Source organism: Burkholderia sp. THE68, from assembly GCF_009938265.1.
Classification (GTDB): domain Bacteria; phylum Pseudomonadota; class Gammaproteobacteria; order Burkholderiales; family Burkholderiaceae; genus Caballeronia.
This window is the reverse complement of the sequence record NZ_AP022320.1, coordinates 34,527-50,511: the sequence shown is the minus strand read 5'-3', so window position 1 is coordinate 50,511 and position 15,985 is coordinate 34,527. Positions and strand designations below refer to the sequence as shown.

The window sequence follows — 15,985 nt, the reverse complement described above, 5'->3', positions numbered from 1 at the left end:
AGCACTTGCCGACGGCGCGTTACTGGCGGCTCAACTCTTGATCCTTCCGATACCCCGTCGTGGCATATCCGAGCGCGTTCTCCCAACGGTCGCCCAACGCGAGCGGTTTGAACGTAAAGGTGTAGCGCACGAGCGCCGTGTAGTAGTCGGTCTTCGGCGGGCTGCCAGGCTTTTCGGTGATGGATTGAAAGGAGACTTGATAAGCATCCTTTCCGAGCGATGTAATACCCGTGATCTTCGGATAGCGACGGCCGCCTTGGCCGAGCTGGTAGTAGGGGTTGTTAGCGTTATCCGCACTCGTCTCCGCGTCATACTGTGCGGCGACCGATTGCGTCGAATGCAAGCGACACAGATCGGCGAAGCGTTGCCGCCAGTCCGGGTCAAACGTGTTGCAATACATGATGAAGTCGTACACCTGGCTCTGGACAAAGCTTTCCTGGCCTGAGATGGTCTCCTTGTTGACAACCTGTTGCTTTACCACGTGCCCATTTGCATCGAGCACGGACACGACTGGAATGACCGTGTGAATGTTGGCTAGCACGGTGATCGCGCTAGCCATTCCGCCGACCACAAAGAGAAGCAAGCCGATGAAGAGGTATGCACGGTTGCGCTCTTGCTTGAGCTTGTTCGAGCCGCCAAGCTGCGAACGACGTGTGGACACATCACCCACGAAGGTTCCTTTCGCGAGAGACTTCATTTGCCTGCTCCTTTCGCTAGCGCCATGCGAGCCACCATGACCAGTGTGCCTGTGGACGTCGATGCACCTCCCGCCAACGCCGACGCCCAACTTCTAACGCCTAACATGAACAGAATCAGGACGCCTTCTACGATAACGAGCTGCGTTGTCTGCTCGGAAGTCACTAAATCAGGAGACGGGGCTTGTGCGGCTTGGCCCGCTGTATCGATAGCGTCGCCGAAGGCCAGAAAGCCGAAGCGAACAATAGCGATTACGAGGACGTAAATGAAAACGAACGTCAGCATCTTGCTCAACCAGTTCATGAACCACTGTCGCGTTTCGGCAAACATCAAGAAGCCGATGAATAAAGGGCAAAGAACCATCGTGATCGCCAGCCCGAACTTTGCAATCGTCATGTACACCAACGCGAGTACAAATAAAATGCAGTTCAAGACGAACAGGAGCAAACCGTCGAGGATCATCGCGATCTGATAGAAATCCGCTGAACGCAGCGTTTCCGACACTTGCTGAACATTGGTGAAGAGTGCATCAAGCATCTGTGTCGTCGGCTTGCCGGCCATGAGCGTTGCAGATGCGCTTTCCATTGCAGATGTGAAGGCGCTGTAGATCAGCTGAGCGAAGCCCGCCCAGTTAAGTGTGCCAAACACTGCCACCGTCATAACGCACTTCGCTAGCAAGTCTCGCCACTGAACGCCCGCATAGCCGGCGTACACCCTGTAGCCGAAAAGTGCCCAATAGAGCACCGCTGCGTAAGTAAGAGGTGTCGAGACTGCAGATGCAATAGCAGGATAGGTCTGCGACAGAAATGACCCTGTTACGCCGTCAGCCGCACCGACCAAACCCTGTAAAGTCATCGCAGCCATGGCTAATGAACTCCCATTACTTCGCGCCAATGGTCTTTGACACGCGGATCTAGCACATCAGAGCGCGTGAGCTTGACACCAGTTGCACTAGAGACTCGAGAGATTGTGCCGCTTACGCACACGTCGACCTTGTGCGGCTCCGGATTTGCCTGCATGAAGATGTCGGCCCCGCAATACGGCGGCATGAGTTGCCTGAACTGGGACTTGTCAGCGGTCAGCAACGGATTCTCCCTTGGCACGATTAGGACATGAGCCTCTGCTGGTGGCGTTTGCTGCATGTTCGGAACAGCACCGGTCGATGGCTGTCTCGGAAAAAGGTAGTAGACAGCACCGCCGACGGCGACGGCCACAATGGCCCCTGAAATCAGCATCCAGTAAAGATTGCGCATTGGCTTTCCTTTTTTAGGTACGTGTTTTGATCGGCTCGAATTTGCAAGCGCACGGAGACTTATCGAGCTTGTTCGACGAGTTTGCACATCCACCCATGAGGCCAATGAGAAGTAACACGGCGAATAAACGCCAAGCTTTCTTCGCAATCTTCACCATCGGCCAGAAAAGGATGAAGACTGGAAGGAACGCGAGGATTTTCATGACATCTCTCTCAGGAACTATGTTTTCTCGCAAGAAGCAAGTGCTTATTGACCAGTACGATGGAAATATCTCTGTGTCGCTGCGGTTGCCTGATTCTGCTGGTTCACCAGATTCGCTTGTAAATTCATGTTCATTGCGTTGAGCTTCGCCATGGCGCTCGACAACATGCCGTTCTCGCTGGAGATGCGGTTCTGCAAGTCTTGGGCATCTTTAACGTTGGTCGTTGTATCCACCTGCTGACTCAGCACGGATAGGTTGTTGAGGTGCGTCTGGACCTCGGAATACAGTGAGTCCCCACCCGCTAAAGCAGCCCGAACCGAATCTGTGCTCATTTTGTACGTCGTCGCATTTTGCGCATTAGGATCCGCGAACACGTCCTGCGGCATTGTGTTGATCAGCTTCTCGTAAAAGTTTTGCCTCGCACCAAAGGTGCCGCTCTGCTGTTGCGAAACTACCTCCTGCCACGATCCCGGTACAACCGATGCCGCGTTGATCGACTGATTCAATCCGATCGAACCACGACCATAGCTTCCGGTGACCGCTGCGTACTGATCTTTTAGAGTTTTGTACTGTTCCTGCAATTGCGAAAGTTGCTGCTGGAGTTGAAGAAAGGTCGCGGCGTCGAACGTGGGGATGCCGGTCGCGTAAATTGGCACCGAAACGCTGAGTGACGCGCCTAGGGCGATGGCTAACAGAGTATTTCGCACGGTCCCGCTCCTTACCTTTTTAGGTTGTGGGTGTTCTCGGCGAGTGCGCGCTGCATAAAGACTGGTACCCATTGTTCCGGGTCGTCGGTCTTGAGCTCAATGATGATTCGCTCCATCAGCGCAACGCCCCTGTCGTTCGAGGAAAGGACAGGAATAAATTCACGCATATCAGACAGATCGAACCTGACCCGAATCGACTCGTTGCCGCGCCGTATCAAAAACTTGAAGCTCTCGGGCGGAGTGTCGTGAACGAAGTCGAACTCGCCGATCGTGAGGCCGAGACGGTCCACCAGATCGGTCTTGCTCGCCTCGCCGTTCGGAAGGAAAATCTTCGTTGCAGTTTGCTTCTGGATTGAATCGGTTTCGCAGTAGAGGTATTTCGCATCGGGCGTGACGAAGATCAGCAGACCGTTCTTACGGCGGATCTGCATGATGTAGCTGTCAATCTTTTCGCGCCAGTACGCGTGCTTGACAAGGTTCTGACCTTCTTCCAGCACGAGGATGAACGGCTCGCCGTTCATGGACTGCTCGATGCGGTGGAACGGATAGCTCAAGACGACGGGCAGCTCGGGCCGAGCAACCCCGTCCTTGATAAGTTGCCGCATTTCGAAGCAGTAGTGCCGGCACTGCGTGAGGCTGATGCTGTCGTTCTCGTTGTCGAACACGCCCCAGTTGGCACCTGCTGAACCATTTGCGCCATGCCAGATTCGCATGTCCTTCGCGAGTTCGCCCTGACCAAAGCACCATGCAACGTTGCGCAAACGTCGGTCTTGAAAAGGCAAGACGTCGTAGTTCTCGGTGACTGCCCGCTTGAATCGCTCGATGTCGGCGGGAACGAGCGTTCCGCCATAGCACGTGCGCATCAGCGTCATCAATTCCACGAGGTACAGGCGATTCTCGGGGGAGTCGGGCAACTTGAAGGGATTCCAGCCGGTGTTTCCCTGAACCGACAGCGTGGTATGTGGCGCACCCATCGCTCGCATGAACACCTTCGCACCCTCGCGGTTATCAAACCAAAACACGCGAGGCCGGGCCTTGTCTGCCATGGCTATTAGTGCCGACAGTAGGGTGGTTTTCCCTGCTCCAGTGTCTGCGGTCAAGGCCAAATGGCCCGCGACCATCCCCTCCATTTCTCGATGGAAGTTGAAGTAGTAGGCGGTGCCGCTCTCTGTTTCGAAAGGCATGATCGCAGGCCCCCACAGGTTGCCGTCGATCTTTCCAATCGCGTAGTTATGCAGCGATGCAAATCCAGCGAAGTTGCCTGACTTGATCTTCCCGCGCCGACCGATGAAGTGCTGCGCCTGGCCAGGAAGCTGCGACCAAAAAAAAGTCTCGACCGCAAACCATTCACGCACCGCCTTCACACCGAGGTTGACGAACGATTTCTTGAGCAACGCGACCGCGTTGTCAAGATCCGCAATCGTTTGCTTTCTGTTCTCAACAGGGTCGGCGTGCGACGTTGCGGCAGGCACATGGGCGAGGATCGTCAAATGATGGAGGCCGTTGACTGCTCGACCGCTCGTCAGATCGCGCAGCCCATCAGTGATTTCCTTTTTGTCCTCTTCTGCACCGCCGTCCCGGTCGTTGACAACGAGACGTCGCCGCTCTTGTTTCATATCGTGCTCGGCTGTAATACGGTCGCTGAAGAAAAACGACTGCGTGACGATGTACTCCACGGGTTGCTTCAAGAACTCGTTAAGCATGTTTGAGGGCGTGCGTGCTGGCCATTCCGCCATGCTCAGCATGGCACCGGCCCGCGTTGCGCTGAGGTTTTGCACGGCCATCATGTTGCCCACTACCTTGAAATCGAGCCAAGACACAGCAAGCGTCCGGTCGAGCTGCAGGTCGGTGATGGGTACACGTTCGTCTTCCAGATTGATCAGGTAGTGGAAAAACCCAGCAATCTCCGAATAGTCTTGGCCGAGATAGTCCTCTACGTCTTCGCGGTCGTACACTTGACACACGTCGTACTGAGTCTGAAACTCTTTCCAGCTCAGGTTGAATCGCCGGATCGCGACCTGAGCATCCGCCGCACTAACCTGTTCATTGAGAAACGCCGGTCGGCGCCGGACACAAAGCTTTCGCGCACCGTAGCCGGACAGGGTCTGCACGACAAGATTCGTAGCTTCGTTCAGGTCCTTCGCTTGCTCTTCTAGGGAATCCACGTCGTCAGACGAAACCTTCGCACCTGAGGCGAGCGAGAAAACGCGGTCCAGCAGACCCGGTGCTCCTTGCCGAAAGCGATTCCGAACGATGCTGATGTAGATCTTGTTCACGTAGAACGATCGCTTCTCATACCGCTGCCGCCAAGCTGCGTTGAATCGCCGCGCAAACCACGTACCGCCATCACCTTCCGGGTACTGGTTCACCTTGCGACGAATCAGGTGAACGTAGACGCCGCGGTCGCTGTTCGCGATCGAACGCAACACGGTATTCCGTCGCCGTTCGAACTGCTTCATTTGGGTCGAACTAAACGAGTCGAAATACAGTCCATCAAGCTCAATAACCTGCACCAGACCATCATCTTTCGTGATGATGGTTTCGTCGTCGTAATGCACGGTATAAGGGATCATGTCGCTTGCAGCCATTTCCTTGTGGTCGAGGGCCGCCCCGTCCGGCAGCGGCATCGACAGCGACATGTCGAACTTCTCTTTCAGAACGTCAACGAGGCGCATAGCGTCGGCATCTCCAGAAGCGCTTGTTCGGGCAGGCCTTCAAATGCGTTGCGGCTGCCAAGATGTCGAACAAGTAAACGTCTTTGAGACAGATTAAATAACTAGCAAGCAGGAGGAAGGGGATGGCCATTGCGGGCAACACGGACCGCGAGATCATCGCGGCCATGCCCGGAATGTAGAAACTCATCGCCAGACTTGCGAGCGTCAATCCACCGACCATCGTGGGGCGAGTCATTGCAGCGACAAGCGCTTCCCCCTCATCGTCATGAGATTCTTCGCCCACACTCATACGATCGTTCCGGCGGAGCGTGCCTTGAGATCAGATACGATGTTGGGAGCAAAGAAGACGAGGCCAATGCCGAGGCCCCAACCACCGAGCGTCATGAGATCGATGCGGCCGGTCTTCCAGCGGTATCCTTGGATTGCCAAGGTGATGATGCCGATGTAGTAGCCCCACTCGTAGATCAGCAATTGTGTGACTGATCTCAAGAAAGCTGTGATTCCGCCAAATGTTCCCGATGCGTCTTGAGCGTGTGCGAGCTGCGGAAGAAGGAGGAGGGCGATCGCACAGGCATTGGCGGTCAAGTCGAGTACCTGGCCCAGTCGATCGGCTTTCTGGGTTTCGGCGGCTTGGTTTGAGTTCTGCGTTTGCATTTTTGGCCCTTTCGTGAGCTGAACCTTAAGGTTCGTTAGTTTTTGAATAAATTCGATAATTTATAAGTAGTACTAATATATGACTTGATCTTATCTCGTGATTGAAGAATTGATTAGTCGTGGTTTGTTTGATCGAACTCGCTTGTAGGGTCGGGCTGAGATTGAGTTGTTTCTCGCATACGGGTCCTCAGCTCAACAACCAATTGGGCGTTTCGAGATCGCTCTTCGGCTTTGGCGCGCGCGCTGAGCCACTCATTCAGCTCCTTGGGAATTCGATACTGTGATCGAACAGATTCGCCCATTCTCGCTCCTTCTCCGTTGGTGTCACTATATAGTGACTTATTGTCACTATACGACAGTGTCTGGGTAGTGTCAAATTTAACTATGGAAGATACCCACCGCTCTCAATATCGCTTGCCTTGGCCTCTGTACGAGGAGCTGAAGGCGGCTGCGGAGAAAAACCGCCGACCGCTGAATGCCGAGCTCGTCGCACGTCTTGAATCAACGTTTCCTCCGCTCTCGGCAGGCGCCGGCACTGAGATATCGACGTTGCACCTCACTATTTCTCGAATGTCCCTGGCTGAGCTCATGACGCCAGCCGAGATCACGATGTTTGCGCAACGAATGCTTGACATCGTGAATAACAACGGCGGCACCAATGACGCACCTCGCTAGTGCCTATGATCAGACAAAACATCGAAATTGTTCGTAATGTAGTGCCACTTACTTTGTAAGAGTTTGTGTCGCTCCTACGCATTTGTATTGCTGCTGTGCAGCGGGCCTTCGACGGCATTTATTGAACTATTCGAAAATGGTGCTGATTTTCTCAGCGAGGCGACGCACTTCACAAAATGCGGCTCCGTCTTCAAGGCGAGCTTACGGCGCTCGAGTCGCGCGAAGATAGCTTCAGCTTCAAGTGAAGGCACCGCGCTCCGTCGCGCGGCCACCGCGGCGACGCGGGCATATCGTTGACCCCGGTACTGTTGCTGTGTCCGGCCCGTCCTGGAGCCACTAGTAACGCGGCGAGACAGAAGTATCGTGCGGCGATAATGTCTGCATGCGCTACCTAACAGGTGCAGGATCCGGCGAGTCGACGGATCGGCATCGACAGTACGGGGAAATGGAATGAGAAGGTCGGCGGAGAACAAGTTGCGAGTCGTTGCGGTTCGCATCGACCCGGTAATCGAGCAGCGCCTCCGAGTGCTGGCCGAGGTAACGGGACGAAAGCAGTCGTTTTTCTTGCAGCGAATGATCGAGGAGGGGATTGACGCGATGGAAGACATTTGGCTGTCACCCGAGACGCTGGCCAAAGTTCGGAATGGCGAACTGTCGGACTTGGTTGGGGAGTACGGTACGACTTCAGATTTATTCGACCTGGAAGCGGCCGATACCGGATCAACGTAGATGCGGTTTCGTTGCCGCAGCCTGCAGCGATGAGTAGTGAGCAATCGAAATGGGGGAAGGGATGAACAAACAAGAATTGGTTGATGCAGTCGCATCCGAAGTTGGGATCAGCAAGAGCGCAGCGGAAGAGGCAATCGGAGCTGTGTTGGAGACGATCTCGACGGAGGTAGCGGCAGGAAATGCGGTTCAGCTCGTGGGGTTCGGCACGTTTGGCCGTGGAGAGCGCGCCGCACGAACGGGTCGTAATCCGGCAACAGGCGAAGCGATGTAAATTGCTGCAGCGAAGACCGTGAAATTCATGGCCGGCAAAGCATTCAAGGATGCGGTCAACCGGTCTTGACCTGGCGCGCGGTTGTTGTCGAGCCACTCAGAAAAGTTGGCCGCCAAGCGGTTGCAGACTGGTGAGCTTGACAGCGCCCAGGCGCTCCGAGCCATCCGGATGAATCGATCTGATCATCACGCGTTGACCTCGTGCTCCACCCAAGACCTCGACGATGCAATCGCCATAGCGTGCGATGGTGCCGCGCGGCGGCTTTCGCCTCATGTTGTTTCGTTTAGAAGAAGAGGGCATAGACAGATCTTGCAGCTGCGACGTCGGTTCTACTTTCCTGGCGTTACGTCAACGCCGATGCGGTCTGCAAGGTCCAGCAGTTCCGCGTAAGCCTGCTCGTCTCTCAATAAATTTCGTGGGCTGCCGACCTGCTGCAGCGTCCCCTGCGGAACGCGATCACCAAACAGCACCACGGCGCGCGCCGTGTCGTCCTGGCGCGAGATCCAGGAGAGCCCTTGGATGTCCTCGTGCTTTGCATGAATGGCTTCAGCCCACAGACGCGTGTTCGGGTATTCGCTCTTTTCTGTGTCGATCAACTGCTTGCGTTGCACGCCGAGTTTGCGTAGCGCGACGCTGCTGAGGTCGGCAAGCTTTAGATCGCGCTGGGCCTGCACCTGGGAATGCACTTGTCCCTCGAGTTTGTCCTTGGCGTAGTTCTTATAGCCAGGCGCGTGGGAGACGTCGTGGAACACCGATTCCATGGCGGCAGCGTCGAACGTCATCGCCGCGTAGATGGTCGGAATCGCCTTGCCTTTGTTATCGCGGATCGGACTGAAACGCGCATTGCCTTTCTTTCCCGGATTGAACTCGTCAGCTTGGTACTGATCGGAGTGCACCCGGTGCAGCACCTGCTTGCTGGTCAAAGTCCATGGCGTCACATGAAGTGTCGCCGGCGGCGCCGGAGTCGTAAGCGAGTCCTCAATACCGTGTAGATTTCGTCGTTGAGTTTGGCTACTTTGGTGCCCACCAAATGTGAACCGAACCCCAAAGGTTGGACATCAACCGAGAGGGGTTTATGGGAAAATACAACGAGCAGACCAAGCTCGCCGCAGCGAAGGATTATTGTGAAGGCCATTTAAGTCTGAGGACAGTCGCGAAGCGTCACGCTGTTGACTTTTCGTCACTCAGGCAGTGGGTAGCTGCTTACAAGGCGCATGGCGCGAGCGGGTTGCGACCGAAGCGAAAACAATGTTACTCAGCGTCTTTCAAGCTTTCTGTGTTAGCGCGCGTGCAAGAGGACGGTCTGTCATATCGTCAAGCAGCCGCGCTGTTCGACATACGTAGATCCGATGTCATCGGTAATTGGGAGCGTCAATACAAGGAGGGGGGCGTTAAGGCGCTGTCCTTTGGCTCCAGCGGTTGTCACAATACGAAGATGAAGAAATCCAAGCCCAATGCGCGACCAGCGGCATCCGGTGACGCCGTGCGTAGCCGGGAAGAGCTTCTTGACGAGCTGAACTATCTTCGTCTGGAGAACGCGTACCTAAAAAAACTCGACGCCTCGGTTCGAGCGAGCAAACGGCAAGCGCAAGAGAACGAGCGCAAATCGTGCTTGAGCTGAGGCAGCTGTACCCGCTCGCGGGCCTGTTGAGAGCTTCCGGCCTGGCTCGAAGCACCTTTTACTACCAGCAGAAGGTGCTGCAGATGAGCGACAAGTATGCTGCCGTCAAGGCTAGCATTCAGAAGATCTTCGAGCAGCACAAGGGCAGATATGGATATCGACGAATCACGATGGTTCTCCGCAAGAGCGGCATGCTAATCAACCACAAGACGGTGCGGCGACTAATGGGGCAGATGAAGATCAAGTCATGTCTTCGGGGCAGGAAGTTTCGCCCATTCCGGGGAGAAGTCGGTCGTGCGGCGCCCAATCTACTCCAGCGCAAATTTGCAGCAAAGCGGCCTAACGAGAAATGGGCGACGGACGTGACCGAATTCAACCTCTCCGGCCGAAAACTGTATCTGTCGCCTGTACTGGACCTGTATAACGGTGAGATCGTCTCTTACGAGATGGCAAGACGTCCCCTGTTCGATATGGATGGGACAATGCTTCGAAAAGCCTTCACAAGGCTGAAGCCCAAAGATCGACCGGTGCTTCATTCCGATCAAGGCTGGCAATATCGTCTCTCCACCTACCGTCACTTGCTGAAGCAGAGGGCGGTTACGCCGAGCATGTCCCGGCGCGGAAACTGCCTCGACAATGCCGCAATGGAGAGTTTCTTCGGTACCCTGAAGACGGAGTTCTACTACGCCGGCGAGTTTCGCGATCTCGACGACCTTGAGAAAGGCCTGAAGGAATACATTTACTACTACAACCATGAGCGTATCAAGCTGAAGCTGAAGGGGCTGAGCCCCGTCGAATATCGAGTTCGTTTCGCTCCAGCATAACTATCAGTCGTCCAACTTTCTGGGTTCGGTTCAAATGAATGGTGGACGCAACAGTGGACAGCTCTCCTCAATCCAAACGGTCCAAGCGACCGAATTTTTCTGTCGAGTTCAAGCGGCAGATCGTCGAGGCGACGCTCAAACCGGGCGCGTCGGCTGCGCTCATCGCTCGCGAGCACGACATCAACGCCAATCTGCTGTTCAAATGGCGTCGTCATTATCTGTCCGGCGATTTCGGCATACCCGACGTTGCGCTGCCGGAGGCGACTGCACTCAACTGGCTACCAGTGGCCGTGGCTGAGCCTTCACCGGAAGTACCGACGTGCCCATCATCGGGCAGCGCCAGCATGTACGAGGTCGAATGTGGCGAGGTCCGGCTACGCCTGAGCGCCGACACGCCTATCGCAACTCTGATCAAGATCGTGCGGGGCCTTGCTCGATGAGCCTGCTGATGCTGCCGTCCGCCGTTGGCCTGCCGTCCGGATCACGGGTGTGGCTGGCCGCAGGAGTCACCGACATGCGGGCCGGATTTAACAGTCTCGCTGCCAAGGTGCAGACCGTGCTCGAACAGGATCCGTTCTGCGGGCACGTCTTCGTGTTTCGCGGCAAACGCGGCGACCTGCTCAAAGTGCTGTGGTGGAGCGGCGATGGCATGTGCCTGCTGATGAAGCGACTCGAGAAGGGGCGCTTCGTATGGCCTCAAGCCGACGGTGGCGTTATTTGTCTGAGCCCGGCGCAACTATCGATGCTGCTGGAAGGCATCGACTGGCGGCAGCCGACGAGAACGGCACGACCGACCTCAGCGTTGTAAACGTCGTTGCCCACGCGTAAACTGGTCGCATGACGCGCGTGAGCCCACTTCCCGACGATGTCCAAACGCTGAAGGCGATGCTGCTCAGCCAGGAGGCGGCGCTGCGTGAGCGCGACGTGCAGATGCTCAAACTGCAGGAAACGGTTAACTCGCAACAAGTCGCGTTGGCATCGCGCGCAGCCGAAGTCGAACACCTGAAGCTGCTCATTGCCAAGCTGCGCCGTATGCAGTTCGGTCGCAAGTCGGAGAAGCTGGACCATCAGATCGGGCAACTCGAGTTGCGCCTCGAGGAGCTTGAAGCCGATGAAGGCGCGGCGCCGGTCGAAATCCCAAAGACGCCGCGCGCGGTTGTGGAACAGGCACCGCGCAAGCCACTGCCTGAGCATCTGCCGCGCGAGATCCGGACGCACTTGCCCGAATCTGCCGGGAAGTGTTCGGAATGCGGTGGCGAGATGAAGTCGCTGGGCGAAGACGTCGCCGAGCAACTTGAGTACGTACCGGCAAGCTTCCGGGTCATTCGTCATGTGCGCCCGAAGTTTGCGTGCGTGTGTTGCGACCACATCTCTCAGGCGCCTGCACCGAGTCGTCCCATCGAACGCGGTCTCGCCGGCCCAGGGCTGCTGGCACACGTGCTGGTCTCGAAGTTCGCAGACCACGTGCCGCTTTATCGGCAGTCGGTCATGTACGCCCGGGAAGGCGTCGCGCTGGATCGCTCGCTGCTTGCGAAGTGGGTCGGTCACGCGGCAACATTGCTGCAGCCGCTTGTACAAACACTGCGTGCTCACGTGATGTCGGCGACGAAACTGCACGCGGACGACACGCCAGTTCCAGTGCTGGCACCGGGCAACGGCAGGAAGAAGACCGGTCGCTTGTGGGTTTACGTTCGCGATGATCGTGCGTCAGCCGACATGACGCCACCGGCGGTGTGGTTCGCCTACACGCCGGATCGCAAGGGCATCCATCCGCAACAGCATCTCGAGTCATTCAGCGGTACGCTGCAAGCCGACGCATACGGGGGCTACCAGGCCATCTACGAAAGCGGGCGCGTCACCGAGGCGGCTTGCTGGGCGCACGCGCGACGTCAGTTCTATGAATTACACGCAGCGCGTCCCAATGCGTTAAACACTGAAGCGCTTGAGCGCATCGGCGCGCTATACAGGATTGAGGAGACAATCAGGGGCAAACCGCCCGACGAACGCCGTGCGTATCGTCAGGCGCATGCGCGGCCACTACTCGATGAGTTCCATGCGTGGCTCAGAACGATGCTGGCGACGCTCTCGCGCAAGTCGGCACGAGTCGGGCAATCCTTTATGCGCTGAACCGGTGGGAAGCGTTCACACGCTATTGCGATGACGGCCAGCTTGAAATCGACAACCTTCCAGTCGAGCGCGCGCTACGCGGGGTGGCCATAGGGCGACGTAACTACCTGTTCGCAGGAGCAGATTCTGGCGGTGAACGTGCCGCCGCAATCTATAGCCTCATTGGCACCGCATTATGCCGGGCGCGGCATAATGCGGTTTATGCCGTGTACTGAACTATGCCGAGCTGGTTTGCTTTAGGTCAGGCTCAACGTGAGCGGGACGGCATGGGTTCGGCATAGTTAGTCTTGTATCTCCGTGTCAGACAACGGAGGACAGGATCATGGACGCAGAAGAGTATCTGGGCAAGAGTCGGCTGTTCCGACGCCTAAAGAACGGCCCCCACGGTCAACTAATCGAACTGTACGCCGCGGGTGTCGTGAAGGATGGGTTGGCCCGCCAAGGTATGTGGCGATGCCTTAACCTAGTCAGTGGTCTCTTGAGCTGGCTCTCAAGACGCCACCTGGTGATGACCGGTTTCGATGAGCAGGTACTTGAGCAGTATCTGACTTACCGAGCACGCAAACAGTCGATCCAACCTGGTGACAGGGCGGCGCTGAAGCGGCTGTTAACACTGCTGCGCGACACGAAGGTGATTCCACCTGCGTCGTTGCCACCGATTCCACCAGAGGACCTGATATTCCGGGAGTTCGCGAATTACCTACGCGACGAGCGAGGCCTCGCCCCGAAGTCAATCCTCCGCCACCTGCCCGTCGTCCGTAGTTTTCTGCGTGAGGTGTGCGCTGCCGGCGCCATCGATCTCAGCAAGATCATGCAGGACGACGTCATTCGTTACGTTGAACGCCACGCCCACGACTCAAGTGTGCGGTCAGGGAAGGCAATGTGCACAGCTCTGCGGGCGCTTTTACGATACCTCTACTACGATGGGTCCAACCCGCTCGCTCTTGCAGGCTGCGTGCCCTCGATCAGGCACTGGAAGCTTGCAGATCTGCCGACCTACTTATCGGTTGCTCAGGTTCAGAAGGTTCTCGATGATTGTGATCGAACGACCCGCTTGGGGCGGCGAGATTTCGCGATCGTCTTGATGCTGGCCAGACTTGGATTGCGAACCAGCGAAGTTGCATCCCTCACTCTGGACGATATTGACTGGCGCTCAGGGACGATGCTCATTCGCGCAAAGGGGCGGCAACAGGTACGGATGCCGATGCCACCTGATGTCGGCGCGGCCATTGTGGCCTATCTGCGCAATGACCGTGCGGTGTCATCGTGTCGCCAGTTGTTTATCCGCACACTTGCGCCTCATGTCGGCTTCGCTTCTGGTGGCGCTATCACGATGATCGCCAAGATGGCTCTCAAGCGAGCTGGAATCGGCGGTTGCGCTCATCATGGGGCGCACCTCTTCTGCCACAGCCTCGCTACCGAGCTTCTCCGCTCGGGTGCAACGCTCTCGCAATCGGGGAATTGCTGCGGCACGAGAACCACGACACAACGCGCATCTACGCGAAGGTCAACATCGCGGCGCTTCGCACACTGGGTCTTCCTTGGCCAGGAGGTCTGCAATGATCACCTTGCATTCAGCACTCGAGCAGTATTTGAGCATGCGACAGGGTCTCGGATACAAGTATCAGTATCAAGCACGGCGGCTCGCCGACTTTGTTTCTTTCATGGAAAGCCATAATGCTGCGACCATCACGACCACGCTTGCCGTAGCTTGGGCGACCTTGCCGGTCGGCCGGCACGCCTCGTGGACATTGAGACTCACCGATGTGCGTGGCTTCGCCCGGCATGTCGCGAACATCAATCCGCGAACGGAGGTGCCACCTGTCGGGGTCTTACCGTCCTTGAAACGTGCTCGGCCATATATCTATAGCGAAGCGGAGATCAACGCGCTATTGACGGCGGCGCTGGCCCTGCCGCCTGCAAAAGCACTGCGACGATGGACTTACTATTACCTGTTTGGGTTGATCGCGGTAACCGGTATCCGGCTATCCGAGGCAATCGGACTTCACCGCAGCGACGTCGACTTGGGCGAGGGCGTACTAACGATTCGACAGAGTAAGTTCGACAAGTCACGTCTGGTACCCTTGCATCCGACGACCTGCGCCGCTCTTCGCTGCTACGCCGACCGGCGAGATGCTCATCTCAGGTCACACTGTGGGCCGCACTTCTTTGTGGCAGAGCGCGGCGGCGCCTTGCTTCATCAGTATGTTCATCGTGTCTTCTGGCGCTTATCCCGCGAGACTGGGCTGCGACGCGCAGGCGACCACTCGGGTCCCCGTGTTCACGACTTCCGACATAGCTTCGCCATCCGGACGCTTCTTGACTGGTATCGCGAAGGGCTCGATGTTGAGCAGCGGCTCCCGCTGCTTTCTACCTACCTCGGCCACACCTGCGTGCGCGACACGTATTGGTATCTATCAGCGTGTCCGCAGTTGATGGAAGAAGCTGCAGAGCGCCTTGATCGACGGTGGGAGGCCGGCCATGAAGTCAACGCCTAATGTCGCTCCGCTTATGGAGCGCTACTTCACGATCCGACTTATGCAGCAGCGCAACGCCAGCAGCAATACGATTGCATCGTACAGGGATACGTTTCGGCTATTGCTCAAGTTTGCCCAGACGAAGCTCCGCAAACCGCCTTCGGCCTTGACCCTCGATGATCTGGATGCGCCGTACATCAGCACGTTTCTTGCCGACTTGGAAATGGCACGTGGTGTCAGCGTCTGCACGCGCAATCTGCGTCTGACGGCCATTCGCTCATTCTTCCGGTACCTCTCGTTTGAGGAGCCAACATACGGCGCCCTCATTCAACGGATACTTGCAATACCAAGCAAGCGCCATGACAAGCGCCAAATGCACTTCTTGGAACGCCCGGAGATTGACGCGATTCTCGCGGCGCCCGACCGCTCGACGTGGCTAGGACGCCGGGATCATGCCTTATTGTTGCTCGCGGTTCAGACTGGCTTGCGTCTTTCTGAACTTATCAACCTCGACAGGGATTCCATTCACTTCGGCATTGGAGCTCATGTGAGGTGTGTCGGCAAGGGTCGAAAGGAACGGTGTACACCACTGACATCGTACGTGCAGAGCGTCCTCAAGGCCTGGACCAGTGAGCCGGCGCGCCGCAACGCGAGACCGTTGTTTCCCAATGTGCATGGAGGCCGGCTTAGCGCTGACAGTGTCCAAACCCTCCTCGCCAAGCACACACGCACCGCTTGTGAGAGATGTCCATCCTTGAGTTCAAGCGCGTCTCGCCGCATGTGCTGAGGCACAGCGCCGCAATGGAGCTACTGCAAGCGGGTGTCGACTCCTCTGTGATCGCACTATGGCTGGGCCACGAATCAATTGAAACAACGCAGACCTATCTGCATGCCCATCTCGCGCTCAAAGAGGCGGCACTGAGCAAGCTTAAGCCCTACGAGAACCGCAAATCGAATCGCTTCCGGCCAGGCGACCGCCTGATCAGCTTTCTTGAATCGCTGTGAAGCGAAGGACTATGCCGAATGGAGCCTGCACACGCGGGCGCCGTACTTCGCAATCGAGCGCGTAAGTGC

The 15,985-nt window shown here is 56.7% G+C and carries 15 protein-coding genes and 3 pseudogenes; 10 read left to right on the top strand and 8 right to left on the bottom strand.

The genetic code is table 11. The features are described 5' to 3' along the window. Positions 1-19: 19 nt before the first annotated feature. The 7 genes from BTHE68_RS35635 to BTHE68_RS35605 all read right to left on the bottom strand — a co-directional run bounded on the left by BTHE68_RS35635 (position 20) and on the right by BTHE68_RS35605 (position 6,187). A complete protein-coding gene (locus BTHE68_RS35635; protein ID WP_014253268.1) occupies positions 20-697 on the bottom strand; it encodes a VirB8 family type IV secretion system protein in 678 nt (225 codons plus the stop codon). Continuing rightward, positions 694-1,560, bottom strand: coding sequence for a TrbL/VirB6 family protein (locus BTHE68_RS35630; protein WP_162071018.1), 867 nt, complete (start codon positions 1,558-1,560; stop codon positions 694-696). The genes BTHE68_RS35635 and BTHE68_RS35630 overlap by 4 nt, the downstream gene beginning before the upstream one ends. Positions 1,561-1,562: 2 nt before the next feature. Then, positions 1,563-1,949 (bottom strand): hypothetical protein, encoded by a 387-nt coding sequence (locus BTHE68_RS35625; RefSeq protein WP_041733697.1) that lies wholly within the window; start codon positions 1,947-1,949, stop codon positions 1,563-1,565. 246 nt (positions 1,950-2,195) lie between these two features. Then, positions 2,196-2,858 carry a TrbJ/VirB5 family protein gene (locus BTHE68_RS35620; RefSeq protein ID WP_162071017.1) on the bottom strand — a complete coding sequence of 221 codons (663 nt, stop codon included), beginning with the start codon at positions 2,856-2,858 and terminating at the stop codon, positions 2,196-2,198. A gap of 11 nt (positions 2,859-2,869) precedes the next feature. After that, a complete protein-coding gene (locus tag BTHE68_RS35615; RefSeq protein WP_162071172.1) occupies positions 2,870-5,497 on the bottom strand; it encodes a VirB4 family type IV secretion/conjugal transfer ATPase in 2,628 nt (875 codons plus the stop codon). A 22-nt stretch (positions 5,498-5,519) separates the two neighbouring features. After that, positions 5,520-5,822: a VirB3 family type IV secretion system protein gene (locus BTHE68_RS35610; RefSeq protein WP_041733693.1), complete on the bottom strand. Its 303-nt coding sequence runs from the start codon at positions 5,820-5,822 to the stop codon at positions 5,520-5,522. Further along, positions 5,819-6,187, bottom strand: a complete 369-nt coding sequence (locus tag BTHE68_RS35605) for a TrbC/VirB2 family protein (RefSeq protein ID WP_014253264.1) — start codon at positions 6,185-6,187, stop codon at positions 5,819-5,821. The genes BTHE68_RS35610 and BTHE68_RS35605 overlap by 4 nt, the downstream gene beginning before the upstream one ends. Positions 6,188-6,571: 384 nt before the next feature. On the opposite strand from BTHE68_RS35605, the gene BTHE68_RS35600 reads away from it, so the two are divergent. The 3 genes and pseudogenes from BTHE68_RS35600 (at position 6,572) to BTHE68_RS35590 (ending at position 7,931) form a co-directional block, all read left to right on the top strand. Then, positions 6,572-6,862, top strand: a complete 291-nt coding sequence (locus BTHE68_RS35600; protein ID WP_041733691.1) for an Arc family DNA-binding protein — start codon at positions 6,572-6,574, stop codon at positions 6,860-6,862. 450 nt (positions 6,863-7,312) lie between these two features. Beyond that, the gene (gene relB, locus BTHE68_RS35595) at positions 7,313-7,591 is read left to right on the top strand and encodes a type II toxin-antitoxin system RelB family antitoxin (RefSeq protein WP_041733689.1); all 279 of its coding nucleotides are present in this window, start codon (positions 7,313-7,315) and stop codon (positions 7,589-7,591) included. 61 nt (positions 7,592-7,652) lie between these two features. Then, positions 7,653-7,931, top strand: a pseudogene (locus BTHE68_RS35590) (HU family DNA-binding protein). Positions 7,932-8,191: 260 nt separating this feature from the next. Here the strand turns inward: BTHE68_RS35590 and BTHE68_RS35585 are convergent. Continuing rightward, a complete protein-coding gene (locus tag BTHE68_RS35585; RefSeq protein ID WP_232078413.1) occupies positions 8,192-8,785 on the bottom strand; it encodes an RES family NAD+ phosphorylase in 594 nt (197 codons plus the stop codon). 152 nt (positions 8,786-8,937) lie between these two features. Between BTHE68_RS35585 and BTHE68_RS35580 the strand changes: the two genes are divergently transcribed. The 7 genes and pseudogenes from BTHE68_RS35580 to BTHE68_RS35550 all read left to right on the top strand — a co-directional run bounded on the left by BTHE68_RS35580 (position 8,938) and on the right by BTHE68_RS35550 (position 15,916). Then, a protein-coding gene (locus BTHE68_RS35580; protein WP_502710632.1) for an IS3 family transposase occupies positions 8,938-10,307 on the top strand; the annotation gives its coding sequence in 2 pieces (ribosomal slippage) (positions 8,938-9,418 and positions 9,418-10,307; 1,371 coding nt in all). A gap of 38 nt (positions 10,308-10,345) precedes the next feature. Further along, entirely contained in the window at positions 10,346-10,747 is a 402-nt protein-coding gene (tnpA, locus tag BTHE68_RS35575; protein ID WP_162071016.1) for an IS66-like element accessory protein TnpA, read from the top strand. Further along, the gene (gene tnpB, locus BTHE68_RS35570) at positions 10,744-11,115 is read left to right on the top strand and encodes an IS66 family insertion sequence element accessory protein TnpB (protein WP_232078410.1); all 372 of its coding nucleotides are present in this window, start codon (positions 10,744-10,746) and stop codon (positions 11,113-11,115) included. The genes tnpA and tnpB overlap by 4 nt, the downstream gene beginning before the upstream one ends. A 29-nt stretch (positions 11,116-11,144) precedes the next feature. Then, a pseudogene (tnpC, locus tag BTHE68_RS35565) lies at positions 11,145-12,646 on the top strand (IS66 family transposase); the annotation flags it as partial. 110 nt (positions 12,647-12,756) lie between these two features. After that, complete coding sequence (locus tag BTHE68_RS35560) at positions 12,757-14,112, top strand: tyrosine-type recombinase/integrase (RefSeq protein WP_162071015.1); 1,356 nt, start codon at positions 12,757-12,759, stop codon at positions 14,110-14,112. Then, positions 13,994-14,932, top strand: coding sequence for a tyrosine-type recombinase/integrase (locus BTHE68_RS35555; RefSeq protein WP_162071014.1), 939 nt, complete (start codon positions 13,994-13,996; stop codon positions 14,930-14,932). Before BTHE68_RS35560 ends, BTHE68_RS35555 begins: the two co-directional genes overlap by 119 nt. Further along, positions 14,916-15,916 (top strand): annotated as a pseudogene (locus BTHE68_RS35550) (tyrosine-type recombinase/integrase). The gene BTHE68_RS35555 and the pseudogene BTHE68_RS35550 overlap by 17 nt, the downstream one beginning before the upstream one ends. Positions 15,917-15,985 lie beyond the last annotated feature (69 nt).

Excerpts from the sequence above, each read along its gene's own strand:
- BTHE68_RS35615 (WP_162071172.1), bottom strand. The coding sequence starts at position 5,497 with ATGTCGCTGTCGATGCCGCTGCCGGACGGGGCGGCCCTCGACCACAAG.
- tnpB (WP_232078410.1), top strand. The coding sequence starts at position 10,744 with ATGAGCCTGCTGATGCTGCCGTCCGCCGTTGGCCTGCCGTCCGGATCA.
- BTHE68_RS35600 (WP_041733691.1), top strand. The coding sequence starts at position 6,572 with ATGGAAGATACCCACCGCTCTCAATATCGCTTGCCTTGGCCTCTGTAC.
- tnpA (WP_162071016.1), top strand. The coding sequence starts at position 10,346 with ATGGTGGACGCAACAGTGGACAGCTCTCCTCAATCCAAACGGTCCAAG.
- BTHE68_RS35610 (WP_041733693.1), bottom strand. The coding sequence starts at position 5,822 with ATGAGTGTGGGCGAAGAATCTCATGACGATGAGGGGGAAGCGCTTGTC.
- BTHE68_RS35555 (WP_162071014.1), top strand. The coding sequence starts at position 13,994 with ATGATCACCTTGCATTCAGCACTCGAGCAGTATTTGAGCATGCGACAG.
- BTHE68_RS35625 (WP_041733697.1), bottom strand. The coding sequence starts at position 1,949 with ATGCGCAATCTTTACTGGATGCTGATTTCAGGGGCCATTGTGGCCGTC.
- BTHE68_RS35635 (WP_014253268.1), bottom strand. The coding sequence starts at position 697 with ATGAAGTCTCTCGCGAAAGGAACCTTCGTGGGTGATGTGTCCACACGT.
- BTHE68_RS35605 (WP_014253264.1), bottom strand. The coding sequence starts at position 6,187 with ATGCAAACGCAGAACTCAAACCAAGCCGCCGAAACCCAGAAAGCCGAT.
- BTHE68_RS35630 (WP_162071018.1), bottom strand. The coding sequence starts at position 1,560 with ATGGCTGCGATGACTTTACAGGGTTTGGTCGGTGCGGCTGACGGCGTA.
- BTHE68_RS35560 (WP_162071015.1), top strand. The coding sequence starts at position 12,757 with ATGGACGCAGAAGAGTATCTGGGCAAGAGTCGGCTGTTCCGACGCCTA.
- relB (WP_041733689.1), top strand. The coding sequence starts at position 7,313 with ATGAGAAGGTCGGCGGAGAACAAGTTGCGAGTCGTTGCGGTTCGCATC.